Consider the following 19,339-nt stretch of genomic DNA (forward strand, 5'->3'; position numbering starts at 1 on the left):
TTCCTTTCGGTTGCACACGGTTAAAAAGTGCATTCATGAAACAAGGAATTTGGAAGGCTGGGAAGTTGGAGCAACCTATAGGTTAAGTGGTTAACCTATAGGTTGAATGGGCAATAAACTAACCCGTTTGGGTTGCTACTTGCGCAGGAATTTAGAGGAGACAAACAAACATGCTGACTCAACGAGGAATAAAATAACAGTTAATGCAAATATATCTGAGACAGGCTCATTGGTAATTCCGATGGGTGGTGTTGCAGCATCGACCAATGACTCCCCTTGATAAAAGAGACTATGATGGAAGTCATTGTACCAATCAAGAGCCCCTACACTGGTCAAAATGCCTTCCCAAGATTGTAACGCAGTAGCTTCATTTAAAGAGTGCAGTCCATTGAAATAAACCAGAGCAGACACGCCGAAGGAAATGAAGCTCGTCGTTGCAAGTACAAATATTCCTGAGCCACTTATCGTTGAACTGTTACTCCTATAATATAATGTCATAATTGAGGATACTATTATGATTATTAGAGCAAACAGCGCAGATATACCAAACTCACTAAGTTTGTAAGTCAAGTATAGAATTAGTGCCTGAACGAAGTATGGTATAAATTTTATTAGCGTCATAGCCATGTTGTTTATTTTTAAGCCTAATGGTTGTTGAGTTGAGATTTTTCAGGCCAATAATACCAGTAATGTGTTGTTTGTTCCTATAATTATAACTAGAACAGCGTCTTAGCCTCGTTTAACGTACCTGTTACGCAATTAAATGCGCCCTTTTCGACGTTGCCAATACCATCACGAACCAATAAATATTCGGCAATGGGTTTACCTATCGCGGCTTTGTTGTGCTTGGCTGATTTCAGCCCTGCCAGCGTATCGACACACAAGCCCTTTTTGTCAGCAAGCCAACGAGCGTCAGCCATCGAGTTAACCGCGCCAATCCACCAAACAGGCGATTGCTCGGTGACGGTTTTCGGTACTTCCTGCCCACGTTGGAAAATCGAATGCAGCACCAGACCATACTGACGCCCACCACGCCACAGTTCGCCCGCTTTGCCTTTGAGTTTGCCGGACGTCTCCACACAACTGGCTAATTCTTCAATCACAACGTGCAGACGGTCAGCGTCACCATTGCCAACCGCCCACACCGCAGCACTGAAAAACTCCAATTCATCACCGCACGCCCCCTCACTGGGTACATACGCCAACTTGAACGACTTGCCACGCTTACGCGCCAACACCAAAGCTTTGACGAACGCGACACGCGATGAGGTTTCAAGGCACATTTGCCCGCGATACTTCGCACCCGCATAGTTTCGGTATGGGTCAAAAAAAACCGCTTGCGCGGCTTTCGGTACTAATCCCAAGTGCTTAACGGCGGAGGTTTTACCCCCGCCAGTACCCGCCACATAAATCACATGCTCTGCATCGTGTGACGGGTTCGAGTTCACCGGATTAGGGAATTTAAGCGGCGTCTTTTTGGTTTTGCTCACGCTGTTTCTTCTCCTCTATGGCTAACAGTTCCTTTTGGTGTGTCATGGTCTTTTTCGCGCTGTAGACCAAAGACAGCACCGCCAGACCTAACACGGCTTCTTCCATGTAATTACCGAACAGAGAAGTGACCGCGTCACCATGCTTTTCAAGCACTGGCAAGGCAGCATCAATCACCGCCGCTTTGCCTTTTTCATCGAATTCAAAGTCCACGCCCGAAATGATGCTGGTCGCTTGCTCTGCAATGGTAAACAGCACCGACAGCGCCCCTTCGAACATTTCACCCGCTGGCTTTTCATCGTTGGCGGCTTCGGTTGGCGCATCAATCACAGCGGTGGTTTCGGTTTCTTCTAGACCACTGATAACCGCTGAAAAGTCGCCCCAATCATCGTGTTCCGGTTGGTTTTCAAGTTCACCCTGCATTAATTGGCTCTCCCTGTTCGCTTGGTTCGTCGGTTGCTTTCTTGGTTGGTATCAGTTGGCGTACTGCCCAAAGCAAAAGCGCCACAATTGCCAGTCCAGCCAAGACCTTTTTAACCGGAAACACACGCTTTTTAACGGGCATTGGTGGTTCACTTTCTGGCGCTTCAACCGTTACCACTTCATTTTGCTCTAAGCTAGGCGTATCAGTGCTTTCAACGGTTTCAACCACTGGCTCAACCGTTGAAATATCGCCCTCATTAGTGACGGTGTCACTAGATTCTGGCGTGTTCAGTTGGTCTACCGATTCCACCATGTTGGATTCAACAAACGAGTTAATGCTTTTGCTCATTGGACTGTTGCCGCAGCTTGGACACTTGTAATAAAGCAGTCCCAAATTGCGCCCGTTTTTGGTTGGCTCACCTTCGGCAATCAGCTTGCCTTCACCCACTCGGTGAACGGTGGCATGGCTGCTACAAACCGGGCACGAAACGTGCCCACGAATTGGGTTTGGATGTTTACTCATCGGCAACCGCCTCAACATCAGAAAGCAGTTCAATGTTGGCTTCAACACATGCGCGGTACTTCTCACGCGCTTTGTTATTCAGTGCCGTTAGCTGCTCAATTTGTTGAAACAAAGTCGGCGACAAACCAAACGCTTCAAGCGAGATGTTTTGCGAGAAAATCATCTTACTGGCACGCTTCATGATGTCGTTCATGTCCATTTCTTTAAACTGGCTCAACTCCTTTTCAACACTGGCGTTCAGTTTGTCGGCAGCGTCCAGAGCTGCAATTGCTTGGTGACATTCGTTAAGAGATAGCATTTTCATTTAGTTAGCCTCCGCTGGTAGTTCGTCGGTGTCGGGTTTCTTCTGGATTTGTTTGTTCACTTCTTTCATCCAGACCAACAAGAGGCGCCAAAACACGCCGCCCTTGCTGCGCTTTACTTCCTTTTCCATTGCATCGGTGATTTTGTCGATGTTGCTCATTGGGTTTCCTTTCCTAGTTTGCTGAAATCATTTCGCAAGCAAGTGCCCAAACGGGCTAAATAGAACGGCAATAATCAAGGTACTCCGCCATGTTATTGCTCTTTATGGTGTTGAAATCGGGCTCCGGTGGTATAGGTTGCTGTAGCTGGCTTTTCCAATTAGCTTGGCTCAGTTGAAAGCGTTCAAATTGTTCGCCATATAAATGCTTGGCACTGGCGCGATATAGCTCAATATCATTACCCAATGTTTCAATAGAGCACTTCATTGACCAACCTCGCGCACCATGCGCCCAGTAAAGAAAATCATCAGCTTTGCTTTGAGCGTCGTCACCTTCAAACACGATAGAAAACTGGTTTTGACTACTGGCGAACGTGCCGCGCTGCTTGATTTCTTGGCGCAGTTCTCGCGTTTCGGTATCGAGTCGTTTGATCAGGTGATTAAGTTTCACCACCGCACTGACTTTGCCCTGCTTTTTATTGATGTCGATGGCTTTAATTGCTTCATCTTTCTTGATTTGTTTGCGCTTGATTTCGCGCTGCATTGGCTTGCGCCATTGCTCTAACATGTAGCCACACTCTTTAATGATGCCCGTCATGTTGTCTACCTCGAACGAGGCTAAAACGTCCCAATCCGGTGCGCGGCTACAGCGTGAAATGTTGTAACGGTTGCCTTTTATCAATCCTTGGTCGGCGTTGTCGCCTTTGGCTGCATAGCCAACCGCTTTAATTAGATAACCGGCGGCTGCTTCACTGAACTTGATTTTCTCTAGGTGCGCCATGCCATTACCCCAAAGCTGCTCGATACGTTTCGCCCAACCAGCAAAGTGATGGTTTTCCACGCGCCAGTTCAAAAGTACATGCACATGCGGGTTTGGTTCGCCGTCTTCATTAGCTGGCGATTCGGCAACCCAGATATAGTGGAAGTCAAAAGGCTTTTTCGTTGCACCGTGAATCTCTTTCACGTGCTTGATGCCGTCGTCATCTTTCCAAGCGGCTTTTAATGGGCGTCCCAACCGCCCCGACACTTTGATTTTGTTTCCATCAAGCCCAAGCTGGTTGGCATCGGTTGCCGCATATTCGAAACCGCGCTGGTACATCTTCTTCAAACCATCCAAGAAGCGGGAAACCTCCGCGCCAATCGTGGTCTGAATTGGGCAATATGGCAGACCTTCATCCGTCACAGCCTCACCGCCAAAGATGCGCTCGCGCTGTTTTGGGGAAAACGTCAAAGTGAGAAATGTGCTGAATCCACCGTGACACGCTGCGACATATGCGCCCGCTTCAAAGATTTTCTTTACAGCGCGAGGCGTCAGTTTTTCCGTGAATCGCTCACCACTTTGCGGCGCTGGCGCGTCCGATGGGCTTGGGTGAAACTTCACTTGCATCTTGGTTTGTTTTGCCCAGCTTCTACGCATCAAATAAGCGCGACTTTTGCCGATTGGCTGCCATTCCAAGCGCTTGTTTTCGTTCAGAATCCAGCCTGTCTGCGATTCTGGGCGTGTTCGATATTCATCGGTCACGTTGTCGCCACAAAACGATTCTGTTTTGTGGCGCGGCGGCAAGCGTCGAGAACGGGTAATTAAGCGGTCTATCTGCTTTCGTTTTCCGTGTCCGACTTTTGCGCCCTTTGACGAGCCTAGTCTTTTCTGGACTTCGTCCAGCGCTTCGCGCCCAAGTTCAGCACTTTGTTGTGTACGAATGAAGTGGATTTGCTCCAAAGCTTTGAGCTTTTGCAACTCTGAATCGAGACACTGGGTATTTTTAGCACTAAAAAAACCGCTTTCGATAGCGGTAATGTTTTTCTCAGTGATGGTGACGTCTTGAGCTAACGCCGTTATAAAGCCCACATCTTGTGGGCTTAGTTGATTGGTGAATGAGCGCGGTTCTTGCGCCTCATAAAGATGCTTCACGGTTACGCCTCCACAAAGGAAGAATCCGCGCCCACTTGGGGCGCTTCATCTTGCTTGCGGAAATCGTTAAGCGGTGCGCCATGATTTTGAGCACCGTTAGCAAACATGCGTTGAGCCGTTTTTGTTAATTCGTTTAAGGTGTCGCTTTTCGCCTCAAAGCACGCTACTAACACGCTGCCTTGGTAAAGCCATAATGATGCTTCGACGGTTTCGAGTTCAAAACTATCGAAGTAGATATGAATTCCGTTGCTCTGTGATGCAACAAGTTGGTTTTTGTTGCGGCGAGATTTCCAGATACTAATATTCATGCTACTACTCCCTGACGAAAACGTGCTGGAATGTAGGTTTGCGCTTTCTTTGGGAAATGCTCAGCAAATTTTTGGCGAAGCTCTGCAACTTTACGCAGTGAGTTTGCCGTTTTATTTGGGTCTGGGTTTTCGCACCCTGCCATATCTGGGCAAGGTAAGTGAATAGGATTGGTAACGATACGTTCCATGTTCTAGCCTCCGCAAGCTGTTGATTTCCTGTCTCAAAAATAACGTTAAGGAAATGTTTTTAAGCTTGCAAGGTGCTTGCAATAGTGAAAGACGCGATACTATCCACTAGAATTTAACAATACAGCGAAGGGATGCGGGAACATGACTAATTACACAAACTTGCTTTTAGACCAACTGAAAGTCCAGTTAGAGCTTACCTCTGACTATCAGTTGGCTAAGTTTTTAAACGTTGGGGCAAGTAGAATTAGTAATTACCGCAATGGGCGCAGTGTTCTTGATTGGGAAATGGCATTCAAAATTGCCGATTTGTTAGAACTCGATGATCAAGATGTTGTGTACGGTTTGCTTGATGAAAAGACCGTAAACCCTCGCCTAATCAATGCGTTACAGTCACGCGCACCAGTCTAACCCCCTATTAACCCTTTTATACATAATGCGCACTTAAGACGCTTGTCGAGAAGTTTGAGCACATAGACCAACCAAAGGTCTATCCTGCAAAAGAAAACGTCTTACCGTTTCGTGGCGGCCATCGAATAAAAGCCGCCAGTTGGATTCCTTCTAAGTCTAAGCACTAAAACTCATGTGTTTTTCATTTCGGCGCTACGAGAAAGAATCACGGACTTAGCAAACGCCAACTTCTCTTTAATTTGATTTACAGAAGTTATATCTTCGGGGTCTCCAAATAGACAGTAACTTTCTTTTTCAACAAGCCCAAGCTTACAATCAAAAATCGTTGAATTTAATATTAAATTGTCTTCTTCTTTTTTCTCAGGAGACGGTTTTAGAAATCGCTCAAAATAGTCATTATTTTCATCAGTGAGTCTTAGGTAAGACACTTTTGAGCAATCTCTTGAACTACATTGAACGCTAAGGTCATGGAGTATAGTGTTGATAATTGGTAAGCATCTTTTCATCTGTAATTCTTCAGGTAAAACATCTAAGTCTTCAAAATACTCTTCTGGGGTAAGAACTGCTGATAGACAAATTTCAACTCCTTCTCTCATGAGTAAGCATTGTAAGAGGTATGAAGCAGCATCAATTAGGATTGATTGTTCTTTGTTATTTTTACTACAGGCTAATATGAAAGGAAAAAGGTTTGCAATTAGAGACACTGTAATTGAAAAGAGTGTGATTCTATCTAATTCAATGCCCCATCGACGTTTACAAACATCACCATATGCTACTTCTGCCACTACAGCTATCATTAACATATGAATTTCCTCTTCTTTTAGCGTTTTTCTATGACGCCACAGTTCTTCAACTTCTCCTATCGAAGGTAGTAATATTAAGTTCTGAAACTTTGAGCGTATGACTTTGCAACGCCCACTAAAGGCTAATGAAGATGGTAAGAATTTCGCGAGAGTTCTGGGGTTTTTTCGAAGAAATAACTCTAAGTCATGTCCTTGCCAAATCATCACTCTTGGAGTTTTATGGTCGAGTTGAAAGTCAGATAACCAGTCTTTAGTCGGATTCGAAATCGTTTTATTCGTGATAATCACGACATTATCTTTCCGATTATTCCCGCTAGCGTTCAGAACCGTTTTTTGCACTTGGATTTTTTCCAATTGTTTGCTTCGGTGTTTGACTTCAAACCAATATTTTTCTTCAAGTGATTCCGCTGGACGAACTGACCAATATGTAGCTTCTAAATCTCTTCCTCCATCAGTCGCAGAGTTCCCTTCGCCGCCTTTACGCCAGTTCAGGTTAGAGAAGCCCATCTCATCTAGCAAGTGGAATACTAAGTTTTCAAAGTCTTCAGGTGTTATTTGAGAAAAGTCTAAGTTTTCTTGATGGAAGTCTGTATCGATAAGGTTAGTAGAGGAGGTTGTGTTCATACTTGCTACTTAATTGAAAGCTGAATGCTACTCCTATTGTACCGTGCATTTAATTTCATTAGAAATACAAAAAGCCGAACCCCATCGCTAAGGTTCGGCTTTTCTGTAGGCTTCTTGATTTTGGTGGACGTCGATGAAAACGAATTGGAAGCCTGTCGAGGCCAATCGACCCGCCAAATGTATTGGTTCACTGCCCGCTGTGTAAATCGTCATTAGTGTGGGTCTGAATTCGCTCGAAAGGTTTAAGCGTTTTACTGATCCTCATTACACTATGATTAGACCCACCATACATAACTCAACATTACTTACATTCTTCTATTTTCTTTCGAGAACTTGCCACTGAGCTTCTGCATTGAAGCTAAATCAGGTAGGGAAAACGAACTTCCCTACGCAGAACACTATTAGTGGTACCAGCGTGTTGCGCTCTATTTCTTTTTGTTACACGCCATGTTACGACGTAACACGTAAGTAAAAGAGGTTCCAGAATCGCTCTGCCTAGTTGTGTTGCCTAATGATCATTTTCTTAAAAATAACAGCACTAACTGTACATCCATTCAATCCGATTTCTTTCTATTCACACATTTAGATTTCCTGTTTTAGGTGAGTACTGTTGGATTAATGGATGTTAGTCCGCAAGCACTTACTGTCCTCAAAGCGCCCTTTATATCAAACTTATCTAAGTGAACACCAAAGTGACGGCGTCTCTTTTAGATTTTTACAGAATATTCCACTGCCCACTCACTCACTTAAATTGGCCTTTGTAATTTAATTACAAAATCAGACATTACACATTCCCATGCTAGTGTTTTATTCGTGGCTAACCCTCTGTATTTCATGGATTTTATTGGTTATGGCCTCTCTGGGTGGTATTTTTCGCTGCATTTTAAAAGTGACAGTTAATCAAAGTTAGTAAAATTTTACCAACTGATTATGGTAGAGGTTCCTACTGTACTTCTGGTTTATTGGTGTGACGTGGTAACGTAATGTTTTGTTTGAAGAAAGGTGGTGAGTTGTCTGTTTTGGTTATGTATTCGACGGGCGTAAAAAAGCAGGGTCTGTGCCCTGCTCTTCGTAATTTCTTAGTCTTGTTTCTTTGCTGCGTATTCTGCTCGAATTTGCTCTGCAACGATCTTAATCGCTTCTGCGGTACTGGTACCCTTTTGCATTAGCTCTTGAATACGTTCTACAGCTTGTTGCTGTTCTTGATGGGACAGAGGTGGTAAATCGTCAAACATAAAAAAGCTCCTCAATGTGAGGAGCTGACTATAACGATTCGCTTAGTAGGTCGCAAGGAAATTAATTGAAGCGCCCATTGCATTTTCATTGGTGTATTGAGCGGCAATATCCATCTCTATTAAGTTGAGTGGTGATAATCCAATACCCGCAGTAATCGTGCCCTCGTCGTCTGAACGAGCTAGGTTTTTCATGTAACCACCACGAAGTGCTAGCTGGCGTAGTACGTCGATTTCAAAACCAGCACGAAGCATTTGTGTGTTGTCATCAAAGGTAGAGAACTTCTTCTCTTCATTTAGGTCGTAATCAACACTAAAGCTAAAGTAATCCGCTACATAACCTGCGCCGACGGTGTATACAGGTCGCATGCTGTATTCATAGGATTGGATTGTATCGCTGTTGTATGTGAATGACTTGGTTTTCACATCTCGGCCAATCAAGTTCTTCGCAGAAATACCTAAGCGATACGGGCCGAAGAACCAAAGCGCGCCAGCATCCAAGTTGAACATGGTTTCTGCGGTTTCATTTTCACGTAGATCTTTAGTATCGAATGCTGCAAAGCTTGTCGCGTATGAATAGGTGTAGATGCGCTGCAGTTTAGGTGTGATACCAAATGACAGGTGCTGGTTCATGAAGTTGGTGTACTTCGCGAGAGAGACCCCCGCTTCTGCTACACCGATTGAAACGCCGCGAACATAACTGTTTTTGAGAGAATCAGCTGGAACCGAAGTATCAACTTCCGGAGCTACAAAGGATTCAGTGTAAAGCTTGCCGTAAGCCGTTGCCGATAAAAATCGATTAGGGATACCAACTGCCACAACGCCGCCCAAATCGAAGTCCATCTTCTGCCCATCAATGGCGTTCAATGAATTGACGATATCTGTAGGGTCATTAAGTTTACCAATGCGCTCAATCTCATCGATTAAGCCATCTTGGTCGTTATAGTTGATACCAAAGCTCGGTACGATCATACCAGCATCATCATTACGTCGGTAAATCGCGGTAAGGGCTGGGTTAAAGAATGGTGCTGTTAGGTAAGAGGCAGATACGGTGCCAACGCCACCCATCGCATCACTGCGTGCTTCAATTGCGTAAGTAGCAGCAGAAGCCGCGCCAGAGAATAGCGCAGCAGTCATTGCAGTGGCTAAAATTTTGTATTGTGTCTTCATACTACACTTGTGTTTTTGTTCTTCCTGAACTTATATCGGCACAAATGTAATTTCTTTAACTATTCTTCGAGAGAAACATCATAAGTTCGACTAATAGTTTGAGCCTGCTCCACAATAATGTCCCCTTGCCAACGGCGACTGTTAATGCTCACAGCTAACACATAGCGATCGTTGGGGATGCCTTCAAGCTCTAGTGCATTTGGGTAGTTAGACTCGTAGGTCTTTTTCCATACCTGATCGTATTGCCCTTCAACATAATCGTATAAGCCGACTTCGAGTTGTGGCAATGGACAGTGCGGATTTCGTAATGCGCTCTTTTCGACCTTCCAATTCTCTTTAGATGTCCAACGAACGTATTGCGTCGAGTTCGAATCCCCTAAGATTACCCAAGTGCGGTAGGTGCGGTTATCTTTCGTCGTGATGGAAAGATGATACAACCCTGCGTCTAACTTACCGGTTAAGTTATAGCGCTTGAGGAAGTTTCGTTCATTCGCGAGTTCTGCTCCCTCTTGCGGCTCTTCATAGTTAAATGAGGCATCCGCAGAGATTGAGCTATCAACCCAACGACGAAACGAAATGTCTTCAATATCGGTGGTTGCTCGCAACTTCACCACTAAGCGGTAAGTGTCACGGCCCGGGCTTTGAATAGTCTGACGAATAACGTTAATACCGCTGATCCAATCAGGCAGTGTTACACCAGTAAGAGATTTACCACAGTCTTTAGATAATGATTGAGCAAGCAAGTCATTAAGATGTGGCCTTAGCTCTTTATTGGGTTCACTTTGCCAGAGTTCGACCAGGGAATTGAACATGCCACCAAGGTCATCTTCTAGGAGATGTTGGTGTGCTTGTGTGAGAGGTGTGTTTGTTTGAAACCAGTCCGTAGCATGGACTGGTTTCACTAACAGCAATGATAGAACTACAGGAAGTAGTGTTTTCATTCTTGCTCTTACGCTTTCATCTTGTAGCCAACGCCACGAAGCGTTTCGATTTCAAGACCAGGTAGTTTTTGGCGAAGCTGAAGTACGTGAGTATCAACGGTACGCGTTGTTGGGAAATGGTTGTAACCCCATACGTGGTCAAGCAATTCGTCACGTGTAAATACACGGCCTAGGTTTGATGCTAGGAACAACAACAAGTCGAACTCTGTACGAGTCAGTGTGATCATTTCACCTTTAAATACGACTTCGCGCGTTGCACGGTCGATCTCTAGGTCTTTTGTCATCACTTTATCAGCGTTACCTTGTTCTGCTGAATCTGGTGCACGTAGTTGTGCACGAATGCGAGCGAATAGCTCCGCTTCAGCAAAAGGTTTAGTCAAGTAGTCGTTTGCGCCAGAGTCTAGGCCAGCTACTTTATCTTTAACAGTAACCAATGCTGTTAGCAGGATTACTGGGATATCTTTAATTTTTTTCCATTCAGGAAGAGATTGTACAGAATCGCCGTCTGGTAGTTGGCGATCCAGAATGACTAAGTCAGCCTTTTTCCATTGTGGCTCAACGTCTGAAATACGCTCCACATGTAAACACTCATATCCTGCTTGTTCCAGGCTTACTAACAGGCCGTCAGCCAAGTTTTTATCGTCCTCAACGAGAAGCAGTGTCTGTTTCACAAGGTATCTCCAATATAAAGGTTGTAGGTGGTCCCATTAGGGACATTTTTCCGCCCATGCGGCCTACCATTGATTCAACTATTGTTAGTCCAAGTCCTAAGCCGCTCTTACTCACGAACGGTTTTCTTAGGTTTGCCCAATCTTTCGCAGTTAAACTGCCGGCATCGATGACTTGGATAATGATTTTATCTGCACTGGTTTCTACACATAGTTCAACCGGTGCTTCACCATACTTCAATGCGTTACGTAGCAAGTTATCGATACAGGTCCCGAGCCAATACACGTTAACTTTAGCAGCTACATCTTCATTTATTTTGAAAAGTACAGCGTTATCAAATTCTTCTTCAATCTTATATTCTAGCCATTCTGCAACGGATGGAACCCAGTCTGTTGCAAGCATTTGGTTATCAGATTGCAAATAATCCTTACTTGCCTCTGCTAATTGGCGTAATCGGCGCGTATCTTCACACAATCGGCGAAATTCGTCATAAACACTTTCGGGCAGATGTTCAAATTCGCGACGGAAACCCTCAACTGTTAAAGACAGTGACGCGATCGGCGTTCTCAGTTCGTGCGTTAGAATTTGCAGTACCAACATTCGGCTGCGCATTTCTTCACGTTTACTGTTCCAACGATACACAGCCCAACCAATCACCAACAAAATATTGGCAATCACGAGGATGATCATACTGATCCGCAACACTTGCGAGTGATCTTCGACATCCCAACAAATGTTGCCGCGTTTTACGAAGCAGCTTCGGCTTTCTGATGCTAAACCGTAAGACAGGCCAGCGTTTGCTACGTTCTCTTGCCAAACGTTTTTAGCGAATACAAAGTAATGGTCGCCACGGCGTAACCACAACTCTTTTCCTTCAATAAACATACTCGCGCCAGCAATGAGAGCGTTGATCGCGTCATCATCCATATTCTGTAGGCTTTCGAGTAGCTCGTCCCCTTCGTCGTTATTTCGCTCTTTGATATGCATGTACTGAGCAAGTTTAGGACGTAGCTCAGGATACTTCTCTGCATAACGTGCTGCGTAGGTACCACCACCTGGGTGGATTAAACCGCTACGCGAGAACCAACGTGGTGTAAGTTGCGTCCCCTTACATATGGCACGTGTAAAGACTAAAGGTTCAGTAATTAAAGGACTTAATGGTAATTTTCCGCGACACGTGTTTGCTAAACGGTACAACTGCTGAATGTCTTTCAGCGGATAATCTGCCGTTTGGGGCAACATCGAATCCGGCGAGAGTAACTTGGTCGGATAGTTAGACTGCAGTATGCGTATGTCATACGATTTAAGAGCCACTTCATAATTAAATAGCTCTGTAAACGTATCTATTCGTTCTGGTAATGAATCTGCAAATGCGGGTGCCGAAAAAATTGGCAGCATTAAGGCAGAACGTAGCAAAAACTGTTTAATCAAACTGTTACCGTTACTAATTATATTAGCCAGAACTATACATCAATAAACAAGCAAATGACATTAGACGACTTAAGGATTTGCAGTACTATAACATTGAAAGCGCACAAAAAAAGGCCAGCGAATGCTGGCCTTGATTAGTTTTAAAGCAAATTATATTAAAGTGCTTTGAAAATTGCCTCGACGCTTTCTTTCGCATCGCCGAACAGCATTGAGGTGTTTTCTTTAAAGAACAGTGGGTTCTGAACACCTGCGTAACCCGTATTCATTGAACGCTTGAATACGACTACGTTTTGCGCGTTCCAAACTTCTAGTACAGGCATGCCTGCAATTGGGCTGTTTGGATCTTCAAGGGCTGCTGGGTTAACCGTGTCGTTTGCACCGATGACAAGAACGGTATCTGTTTCTGGGAAGTCATCGTTGATTTCGTCCATTTCTAGCACGATATCGTAAGGCACTTTTGCTTCCGCTAGTAGTACGTTCATGTGACCAGGTAGACGGCCCGCTACTGGGTGAATACCGAAGCGAACTTCAATACCTTGTGCGCGTAGCTTCTCAGTAATCTCATGCACTGGGTATTGCGCTTGAGCTACTGCCATACCGTATCCCGGAGTGATGATCACTGATTTCGAGTTCTTCAGCATTTCTGCTACTTCTTCTGCTGAAGTTTCGCGATGCTCGCCCTGCTCTTCGTCACTTGAAATCACAACTTCTTGACCGAAGCCGCCAGCGATAACGCTGATGAACGAGCGGTTCATTGCTTTACACATGATGTAAGAAAGGATCGCACCAGAAGAACCTACCAATGCACCTGTCACGATCAATAGGTCGTTTGCAAGCATGAAACCTGCTGCCGCTGCTGCCCAACCTGAGTATGAGTTCAGCATTGAAACCACAACCGGCATATCTGCACCACCGATAGATGCTACCAAGTGGTAACCGAATGCAAAAGCAATCAGCGTCATTACGATCAATGCGAACATGCTGCCGTCCGCTTTTACGAAGTAAATCATAAGAAGCGTAGAAACGACGATCGCCGCAAGGTTCATTTTGTGTTTGTGAGGCAAGTTAAGTGGCGAAGAAGAGATCGTGCCGCGTAGCTTACCGAAAGCAACGACTGAACCAGTGAAGGTTACCGCACCGATGAACACACCAAGGAAGACTTCCACTAGGTGAATTACGTGTTCAGCGTGCATACCAGCTAGGTCAGTTGAAACTGGCGCTGGTGGCTCTAGGTAACTGTTGTAACCTACCAATACCGCTGCCATACCTACAAAGCTATGTAGGATCGCAACCAGTTCTGGCATTTGAGTCATTTCTACTTTCTTCGCGTAGTGGATACCGATGCTACCACCGATGACCATCGCGATGATGACCCAAACAAAACCTTCCGCATTCGGGCTAAAGATTGTCGCAATAAGCGCAATCGCCATACCCGCAATACCGTAGTAGTTACCGTTTCTTGCCGATTCTTGTTTAGAAAGTCCCGCGAGACTTAAGATGAAAAATAGCGCAGCAATGATGTATGCCGCTTGTACTAATCCTGCAGACATTGGTGACTCCTATTATTTATCTTTGCGGAACATTTCGAGCATACGTTTGGTTACGGTAAAGCCACCAAAGATGTTAATGCTCGCAATGAGTACAGCGATGAATGATAGGAAGGTAACGACACCATTACCCTGACCAATTTGCAGCAGTGCACCTACTACGATGATGCCTGAAATCGCGTTGGTTACAGACATAAGCGGTGTGTGCAGTGCATGTGTTACGTTCCAAACTACGTAGTAACCTACTACACACGCCAGTACGAATACGGTGAAATGAGATAGGAATGCAGCCGGAGCAACAGAGGCAACCCAAGCAAAGGCACCTAAACCAACAGCTAGAGCACCGAATTTTTTCAGTGGTGACGTAGGTTCTTCAACTTTAGGTTGAGGTTTAATTGGTTCTTGCGGTTTGGCTTGCGGCTGTGCTGAAACCTGAATCGGTGGCGCAGGCCATGTAATTTCGCCTTCTCTTACTACTGTTACGCCACGAAGCACAACGTCTTCGAAGTCGATATTGATGTTGCCATCTTTCTCTTTGCAAAGCAGTTTCAGAAGGTTTACAAGGTTGGTTGCGTAAAGCTGAGAAGATTGCGTTGGCAGACGACCTACCATGTCAGTGTAACCAACGATTTTCACGCCGTTAGCCGTGGTAATAACTTGATCTTTTACTGTGTATTCGCAGTTACCACCGTTTGCAGCAGCAAGGTCAACGATCACGCTGCCCGCTTTCATGCTATCAACCATCTCTTTGGTGATGAGCGTTGGCGCTGGTCTGCCAGGAATCAGTGCAGTTGTGATGATGATATCAACATCTTTCGCTTGCTCAGCGTATAGCTCAGCTGCTTTCTTGTTGAATTCATCCGACATTTCTTTTGCGTAGCCGTCACCTGAACCAGAGTCTTCTTTGAAGTCTACCGTTAGGAACTCTGCGCCCATCGATTCAACTTGCTCTTTTACTTCAGGACGAACGTCAAAAGAACGAACGATAGCACCAAGGCTACCTGCTGCACCGATAGCAGCAAGACCTGCTACACCTGCACCTGCAACCAATACTTTCGCAGGCGGTACTTTACCAGCAGCGGTGATTTGACCAGTGAAGAATCGACCGAATTCATGAGCGGCTTCAACCACTGCACGGTAACCGGCAATGTTCGCCATAGAAGAGAGTGCGTCTAATGCTTGAGCACGAGAAATACGAGGAACCGCGTCCATTGCGAGAACGTTGATGTTCTTGCTAGAGAGTTGTTCCATTAACTCTGCATTTTGAGCAGGCCAGATGAAGCTCACTAATGTCGCGCCATCTTGCAGTAATGCGATTTCGTCGATGCCTTTTTTTTCATCTACGAGTGGCGCATTGACTTTGAGAATTAAGCCTGATGTCCATACTTCTTCACTAGATACAATTTTCGCCCCTGCTGCTTCATAAGCGGCATCATCGAAACTGGCTAGCACCCCCGCTTGTGATTCGATTGCGACATCGAACCCCAACTTAATTAACTGCTCAACCGACTTTGGTGATGCAGCTACTCGCGATTCACCCGCGAGTATTTCTCTAGGTACACCGATTTGCAAAACGCATACTCCTTGTATACATATCAATAAATTAGTCCCAAAACAGAGCGTCGCTCTACTCTAATTCTTTTTTATTTCTATCTGTTTACTACGCAAGATAAATACAAACGAATGATGGTGTTTGGGGTCACCCATTTGCACAGTCACTTCTTGACTAACAGTCCTGTTATTATTCTGTTTTTATCTAACGTCAATCGTGACTTCAAGTGTTTTGTAATAAAAATACTAAATTTCATTACATATAACGCCACGTAATGAATGATTCTCCACTTCGCGCTGAAAAATAACAACGATTTGCATCACTAAGCAGAGGTCTAACCAGACGTCTGCTAACTGCTTGTTTTACAGATATTTAAGCCTAAAAAAGAAAGAGAGCCATCAGCATATACACTAATGGCTCTCTTTAAGATGATTCGAATCAAGTTGCAGTGATTTCTTAATCGAAGATCTTTTCACCCATTTGGTCGATAAACATCTGCGATTTTTTTAGCATCAGTTCGTTGGCATCTTGCTCTGAACCTAGCAAATCTGAACGGATAAAACGGTGTGATTTCACTTCTCCGTCGAAATCTTTTTCGATACGCCCTGCGATACGATACTGGCCACCTTCTGAAAGGCTTTCTTGGTAAATTAAGTAGCCTTTGTATTCTACTGGTTCAACGGTTTTTACTTCGGCAGCTTTGTCACTGCCACCAAACAAGCGCGAAAAAAATCCCACGGCTCCTCCTTGGGTATGCCCACTATCTTATAGGTAGTTTTCTATACAGTGGTGAGCATCAATTACTTTATGTTGACGTTGAGGATCGGTTTCTCGAACCAATCCAGTTCTTTGTCTTCATCATAACTGGTATGCGACAAAATTACAGGCACATCATTGTTACGATTTTTGCGTCTGTCTTCCTGAATCATCACTGCTGCGTTCTCAACCGCCACATCGACACTTTGTTTGAATTGAGCCAGTTTACGCTCTGGAAGTGCAGACAAAAAATCGATGTCATGACGAATGTATACTGGCTTAAGTTGAATGAGCGCTAAACATGCAATATCGGCCAATTGTTCATTGTCGAACTGCTCCACGTACAGCTCTGAGGCAAGCACCTGCCCAACCAGTGTTTCCATGTAATTGTGTACGTCTGAACTGATCTGCATCGATTTTTCTCCTTTGTTCAACACTTTGAAAGTATAGCAGTCGGGACTAACGTGCAACTCGTTGATTGCTCTTAATTTAATCAACCTCTCTCTTTTTGTAAGCGTTCGCTGTAAAACACTTGGAAAATTCCCAAATACACGTATTCTTGTTAGTTTTGAAAGTTACAGAATTTATACTGTTTGCACACGGTATTAATTGAATGCTTAACGTAACTCACTAGATATATTCAACTATTTTCAGGTAATTTGCAGTAGATGGTTTCATCTTTAATGACCTCCCCAGGCTTTCGATTCCTATTCCCAATCTTGTTGTTGGGCGTAGTCAGTTTGGGTATGGATAGCATCATTCAGATGACGCAATCTAACTGGGGAATTGCTGCGAATTTGCCGTACATTTTACTCGGCTGTGCGTTGTTGATGTGCTATTCGTTCAAGCAAGGCCGAGAGTCCATGGTTTGTATCGCCATGCTCTTTGCCTACTTTGTGATTCAACATCGCCTTCAAGTCCCTCTTCAAACCGGAACTGCATTGTTAGAGCTCACGATACTGGCGAGCTTATTACCCGTTTCATTTCTCGCGCTGTTCATCTTCAATAAAGAAGGTTTTGATTCAAGAGCGACGTTGACTTACGTGTTCATGCTGATCATGTTCGTATTTTGGTCCTACGTGACTTTGACGTATTACGTCGAAGGTGGATTTGACGAATGGACTAACGGTATTTTGTTTATCGTGCCGACGCTTTCTAAGTTACCACTCGTCTTGGTGTTGTATTGCATTGGCATCGTGTGTTTTCTGGGTATCTTGGTCTTAAAGAAAAACAAGATCATTCATGCCATGACCTACTCTGCGATGGTGCTTGCATCAGCAACATTTATCTTCTTTGACGTTCAGTATATTTCGAGCACGATGTTTACGCTGACAGGTCTTTTGATCATCATCTACTCAACTTCGGCTAGTCATCAATTGGCTTTTACCGACAGTTTGACGCTGATTCCAAGCCGCCGCGCGCTGGATCTTGAGCTCAAACACATGGGACGTAAATTCACTATTGCGATGCTAGACGTTGACCACTTTAAAAAATTCAACGATACCTATGGTCATGACACTGGCGATGACGTGTTAAAGATGGTTGCATCACGCCTAATGAAGACGCAAGGCGGCGCGAAAGTTTACCGTTTTGGTGGCGAGGAGTTCACCATTGTCTTCAAAGGCAAATATACGGAACACTGTGAAGCGCATTTAGAAGAAGTTCGTGAATTGATAGCGCAATATGAAATGATTCTTCGTGACCAAGACACCCGCCCTGACGACAACAAACAAGGGCGTAAAAAGCGCGGTAGTGCAGATTCTAAGAAGAAAACGGTGTCAGTTACGGCAAGCTTCGGTGTTGCAGACAGTCGCAGTGCACGAAACCCTGCAGATGTCATTAAGCTTGCGGATGAAGCTTTGTATAAAGCCAAAAAAGCGGGCAGAAACTGTGTGAAGTACTGCCACGCTTAACGCTTATCAAAACTACTCTTGATTAAAGAACAACACTAAACTGCCGCCTTTTAGCGCACTGCCATAGTTAATGGTCAGCCCGAGACCGACATTGTCAATCCAATCTGACTTAAATGGTGGCGTCATCAACCAACCTACACTCGCTTCATAATAATGCGAGGTGTTCATCGGTTTGCTCGTGTCCCCGCCGACATCAACTCGGTTAAAGCTGGTATAAACGGACTGGACCGTTCGGCCTACCTTGGTAAAGTCATAGAATAACTTTACACCGTTGACCCAATACCAACCTTCTGGGTTGCCGACATCCCCGTTATTGCCTTCTCCCCATCCTTTACCGTAGAAATAATGTGGAGACGACCAAACATACCATTTACCCCAATGCTCGTTTTCTAAATACTTCAGCTCGGCGTTCACTTCGCCAACAATAGCCCATGCATCGGTATTCAGGAATACGCCATCTAAAAAGGGCCTCAAGTCACTGATAGCATCACTTCGGTAGTCATACTCGTTGCGATAATACATAAGATGAGCGCCAGCGGCGGTGCTCAACGTGAGATGTTCTGTCAGTTTGTTTTGGCGTTCGAGTTCGGTGTAAGACCCTAGGATAAGTTCTTTGTTTCGATCAGGGGTTTTGTCTTCATTTATATGAACGTCTTGATCGATTCCCAATGCATACAAGCGCCCTTTTAAATTGTACTTTGTTGGGGATTGCTCGTCGTCAGTGAGAGAGAGATGATAAGGAAGTGTGGAAATAGCAACTTGTTTTCTTAAGTCAACGGAGTCTTGCGTTCCTATGTCTTCGTTGTCTATGTCGAGGTATTTGTTAGGGTCAAAGTCGTGAAAGCCAAGGGTGAACACATCACTGTCTGATAGGACGATACCGATGGCAAAGTTACGCTCAAACTCTTTCTGCAAAGTTTGTTGAACAGGGCTGGCGTGAGTTGCCATTGAAGTAAGTGACAATGTCACTAAAGCATATTTCATCTTATC

Annotated in this window: 21 protein-coding genes; 2 read left to right on the top strand and 19 right to left on the bottom strand. The window is 44.7% G+C overall.

The features are described from left to right. Positions 1–716: 716 nt before the first annotated feature. The 8 genes from A9237_RS21080 to A9237_RS21110 are packed head-to-tail and all read right to left on the bottom strand — an operon-like array spanning position 717 to position 5,302. Positions 717–1,490 carry a hypothetical protein gene (locus A9237_RS21080; RefSeq protein ID WP_078609548.1) on the bottom strand — a complete coding sequence of 258 codons (774 nt, stop codon included), beginning with the start codon at positions 1,488–1,490 and terminating at the stop codon, positions 717–719. Next, positions 1,462–1,911, bottom strand: coding sequence for a hypothetical protein (locus tag A9237_RS21085; protein ID WP_078609550.1), 450 nt, complete (start codon positions 1,909–1,911; stop codon positions 1,462–1,464). The genes A9237_RS21080 and A9237_RS21085 overlap by 29 nt, the downstream gene beginning before the upstream one ends. Next, positions 1,901–2,434 carry a hypothetical protein gene (locus A9237_RS21090; RefSeq protein ID WP_078609552.1) on the bottom strand — a complete coding sequence of 178 codons (534 nt, stop codon included), beginning with the start codon at positions 2,432–2,434 and terminating at the stop codon, positions 1,901–1,903. Before A9237_RS21090 ends, A9237_RS21085 begins: the two co-directional genes overlap by 11 nt. Next, positions 2,427–2,738 carry a hypothetical protein gene (locus A9237_RS21095; protein ID WP_078609554.1) on the bottom strand — a complete coding sequence of 104 codons (312 nt, stop codon included), beginning with the start codon at positions 2,736–2,738 and terminating at the stop codon, positions 2,427–2,429. The genes A9237_RS21090 and A9237_RS21095 overlap by 8 nt, the downstream gene beginning before the upstream one ends. Then, positions 2,739–2,897 (bottom strand): hypothetical protein, encoded by a 159-nt coding sequence (locus tag A9237_RS27410; RefSeq protein WP_167371695.1) that lies wholly within the window; start codon positions 2,895–2,897, stop codon positions 2,739–2,741. A gap of 55 nt (positions 2,898–2,952) precedes the next feature. Beyond that, entirely contained in the window at positions 2,953–4,806 is a 1,854-nt protein-coding gene (locus A9237_RS21100) for a rolling circle replication-associated protein (protein ID WP_078609556.1), read from the bottom strand. A gap of 2 nt (positions 4,807–4,808) precedes the next feature. Beyond that, positions 4,809–5,114 carry a hypothetical protein gene (locus A9237_RS21105; RefSeq protein ID WP_038889632.1) on the bottom strand — a complete coding sequence of 102 codons (306 nt, stop codon included), beginning with the start codon at positions 5,112–5,114 and terminating at the stop codon, positions 4,809–4,811. Continuing rightward, positions 5,111–5,302: a hypothetical protein gene (locus A9237_RS21110; protein WP_010647863.1), complete on the bottom strand. Its 192-nt coding sequence runs from the start codon at positions 5,300–5,302 to the stop codon at positions 5,111–5,113. Before A9237_RS21110 ends, A9237_RS21105 begins: the two co-directional genes overlap by 4 nt. Before the next feature lie 142 nt (positions 5,303–5,444). Between A9237_RS21110 and A9237_RS21115 the strand changes: the two genes are divergently transcribed. Beyond that, positions 5,445–5,711 carry a helix-turn-helix domain-containing protein gene (locus A9237_RS21115; RefSeq protein WP_038889631.1) on the top strand — a complete coding sequence of 89 codons (267 nt, stop codon included), beginning with the start codon at positions 5,445–5,447 and terminating at the stop codon, positions 5,709–5,711. 170 nt (positions 5,712–5,881) lie between these two features. Here A9237_RS21115 and A9237_RS21125 read toward each other — a convergent pair whose 3' ends face one another. The 10 genes from A9237_RS21125 to A9237_RS21170 all read right to left on the bottom strand — a co-directional run bounded on the left by A9237_RS21125 (position 5,882) and on the right by A9237_RS21170 (position 16,849). Next, complete coding sequence (locus A9237_RS21125; RefSeq protein WP_078609558.1) at positions 5,882–7,138, bottom strand: restriction endonuclease; 1,257 nt, start codon at positions 7,136–7,138, stop codon at positions 5,882–5,884. Between the two features lie 1,079 nt (positions 7,139–8,217). After that, positions 8,218–8,373 (bottom strand): YoaH family protein, encoded by a 156-nt coding sequence (locus A9237_RS21130; RefSeq protein WP_005427041.1) that lies wholly within the window; start codon positions 8,371–8,373, stop codon positions 8,218–8,220. Between the two features lie 42 nt (positions 8,374–8,415). Beyond that, positions 8,416–9,540, bottom strand: coding sequence for a conjugal transfer protein TraF (locus A9237_RS21135; RefSeq protein WP_078609560.1), 1,125 nt, complete (start codon positions 9,538–9,540; stop codon positions 8,416–8,418). Positions 9,541–9,599: 59 nt separating this feature from the next. Further along, on the bottom strand, positions 9,600–10,481 hold the full coding sequence (locus A9237_RS21140) for a DUF2861 family protein (RefSeq protein ID WP_005435171.1): 882 nt from the start codon (positions 10,479–10,481) through the stop codon (positions 9,600–9,602). An 8-nt stretch (positions 10,482–10,489) separates the two neighbouring features. Then, a complete protein-coding gene (gene vxrB / locus A9237_RS21145) occupies positions 10,490–11,152 on the bottom strand; it encodes a response regulator transcription factor VxrB (protein WP_005435172.1) in 663 nt (220 codons plus the stop codon). Beyond that, a complete protein-coding gene (vxrA, locus tag A9237_RS21150; RefSeq protein ID WP_005435173.1) occupies positions 11,127–12,548 on the bottom strand; it encodes a sensor histidine kinase VxrA in 1,422 nt (473 codons plus the stop codon). The genes vxrB and vxrA overlap by 26 nt, the downstream gene beginning before the upstream one ends. Positions 12,549–12,736: 188 nt before the next feature. Then, on the bottom strand, positions 12,737–14,131 hold the full coding sequence (gene pntB / locus A9237_RS21155) for a Re/Si-specific NAD(P)(+) transhydrogenase subunit beta (RefSeq protein ID WP_005435174.1): 1,395 nt from the start codon (positions 14,129–14,131) through the stop codon (positions 12,737–12,739). Between the two features lie 12 nt (positions 14,132–14,143). Then, positions 14,144–15,700: a Re/Si-specific NAD(P)(+) transhydrogenase subunit alpha gene (locus A9237_RS21160; protein WP_078609562.1), complete on the bottom strand. Its 1,557-nt coding sequence runs from the start codon at positions 15,698–15,700 to the stop codon at positions 14,144–14,146. 436 nt (positions 15,701–16,136) lie between these two features. Further along, entirely contained in the window at positions 16,137–16,418 is a 282-nt protein-coding gene (locus A9237_RS21165) for an HlyU family transcriptional regulator (protein WP_005427008.1), read from the bottom strand. A 62-nt stretch (positions 16,419–16,480) separates the two neighbouring features. Further along, the gene (locus A9237_RS21170; RefSeq protein WP_078609564.1) at positions 16,481–16,849 is read right to left on the bottom strand and encodes a late competence development ComFB family protein; all 369 of its coding nucleotides are present in this window, start codon (positions 16,847–16,849) and stop codon (positions 16,481–16,483) included. Between the two features lie 255 nt (positions 16,850–17,104). Between A9237_RS21170 and A9237_RS21175 the strand changes: the two genes are divergently transcribed. Next, on the top strand, positions 17,105–18,349 hold the full coding sequence (locus tag A9237_RS21175; RefSeq protein ID WP_078609566.1) for a GGDEF domain-containing protein: 1,245 nt from the start codon (positions 17,105–17,107) through the stop codon (positions 18,347–18,349). A 12-nt stretch (positions 18,350–18,361) separates the two neighbouring features. Here A9237_RS21175 and A9237_RS21180 read toward each other — a convergent pair whose 3' ends face one another. Further along, a complete protein-coding gene (locus tag A9237_RS21180; RefSeq protein WP_078609568.1) occupies positions 18,362–19,333 on the bottom strand; it encodes a Solitary outer membrane autotransporter beta-barrel domain in 972 nt (323 codons plus the stop codon). Positions 19,334–19,339 lie beyond the last annotated feature (6 nt).

Origin of the sequence: Vibrio owensii, from assembly GCF_002021755.1 — a bacterium.
Classification (GTDB): Bacteria; Pseudomonadota; Gammaproteobacteria; order Enterobacterales; family Vibrionaceae; genus Vibrio; species Vibrio owensii.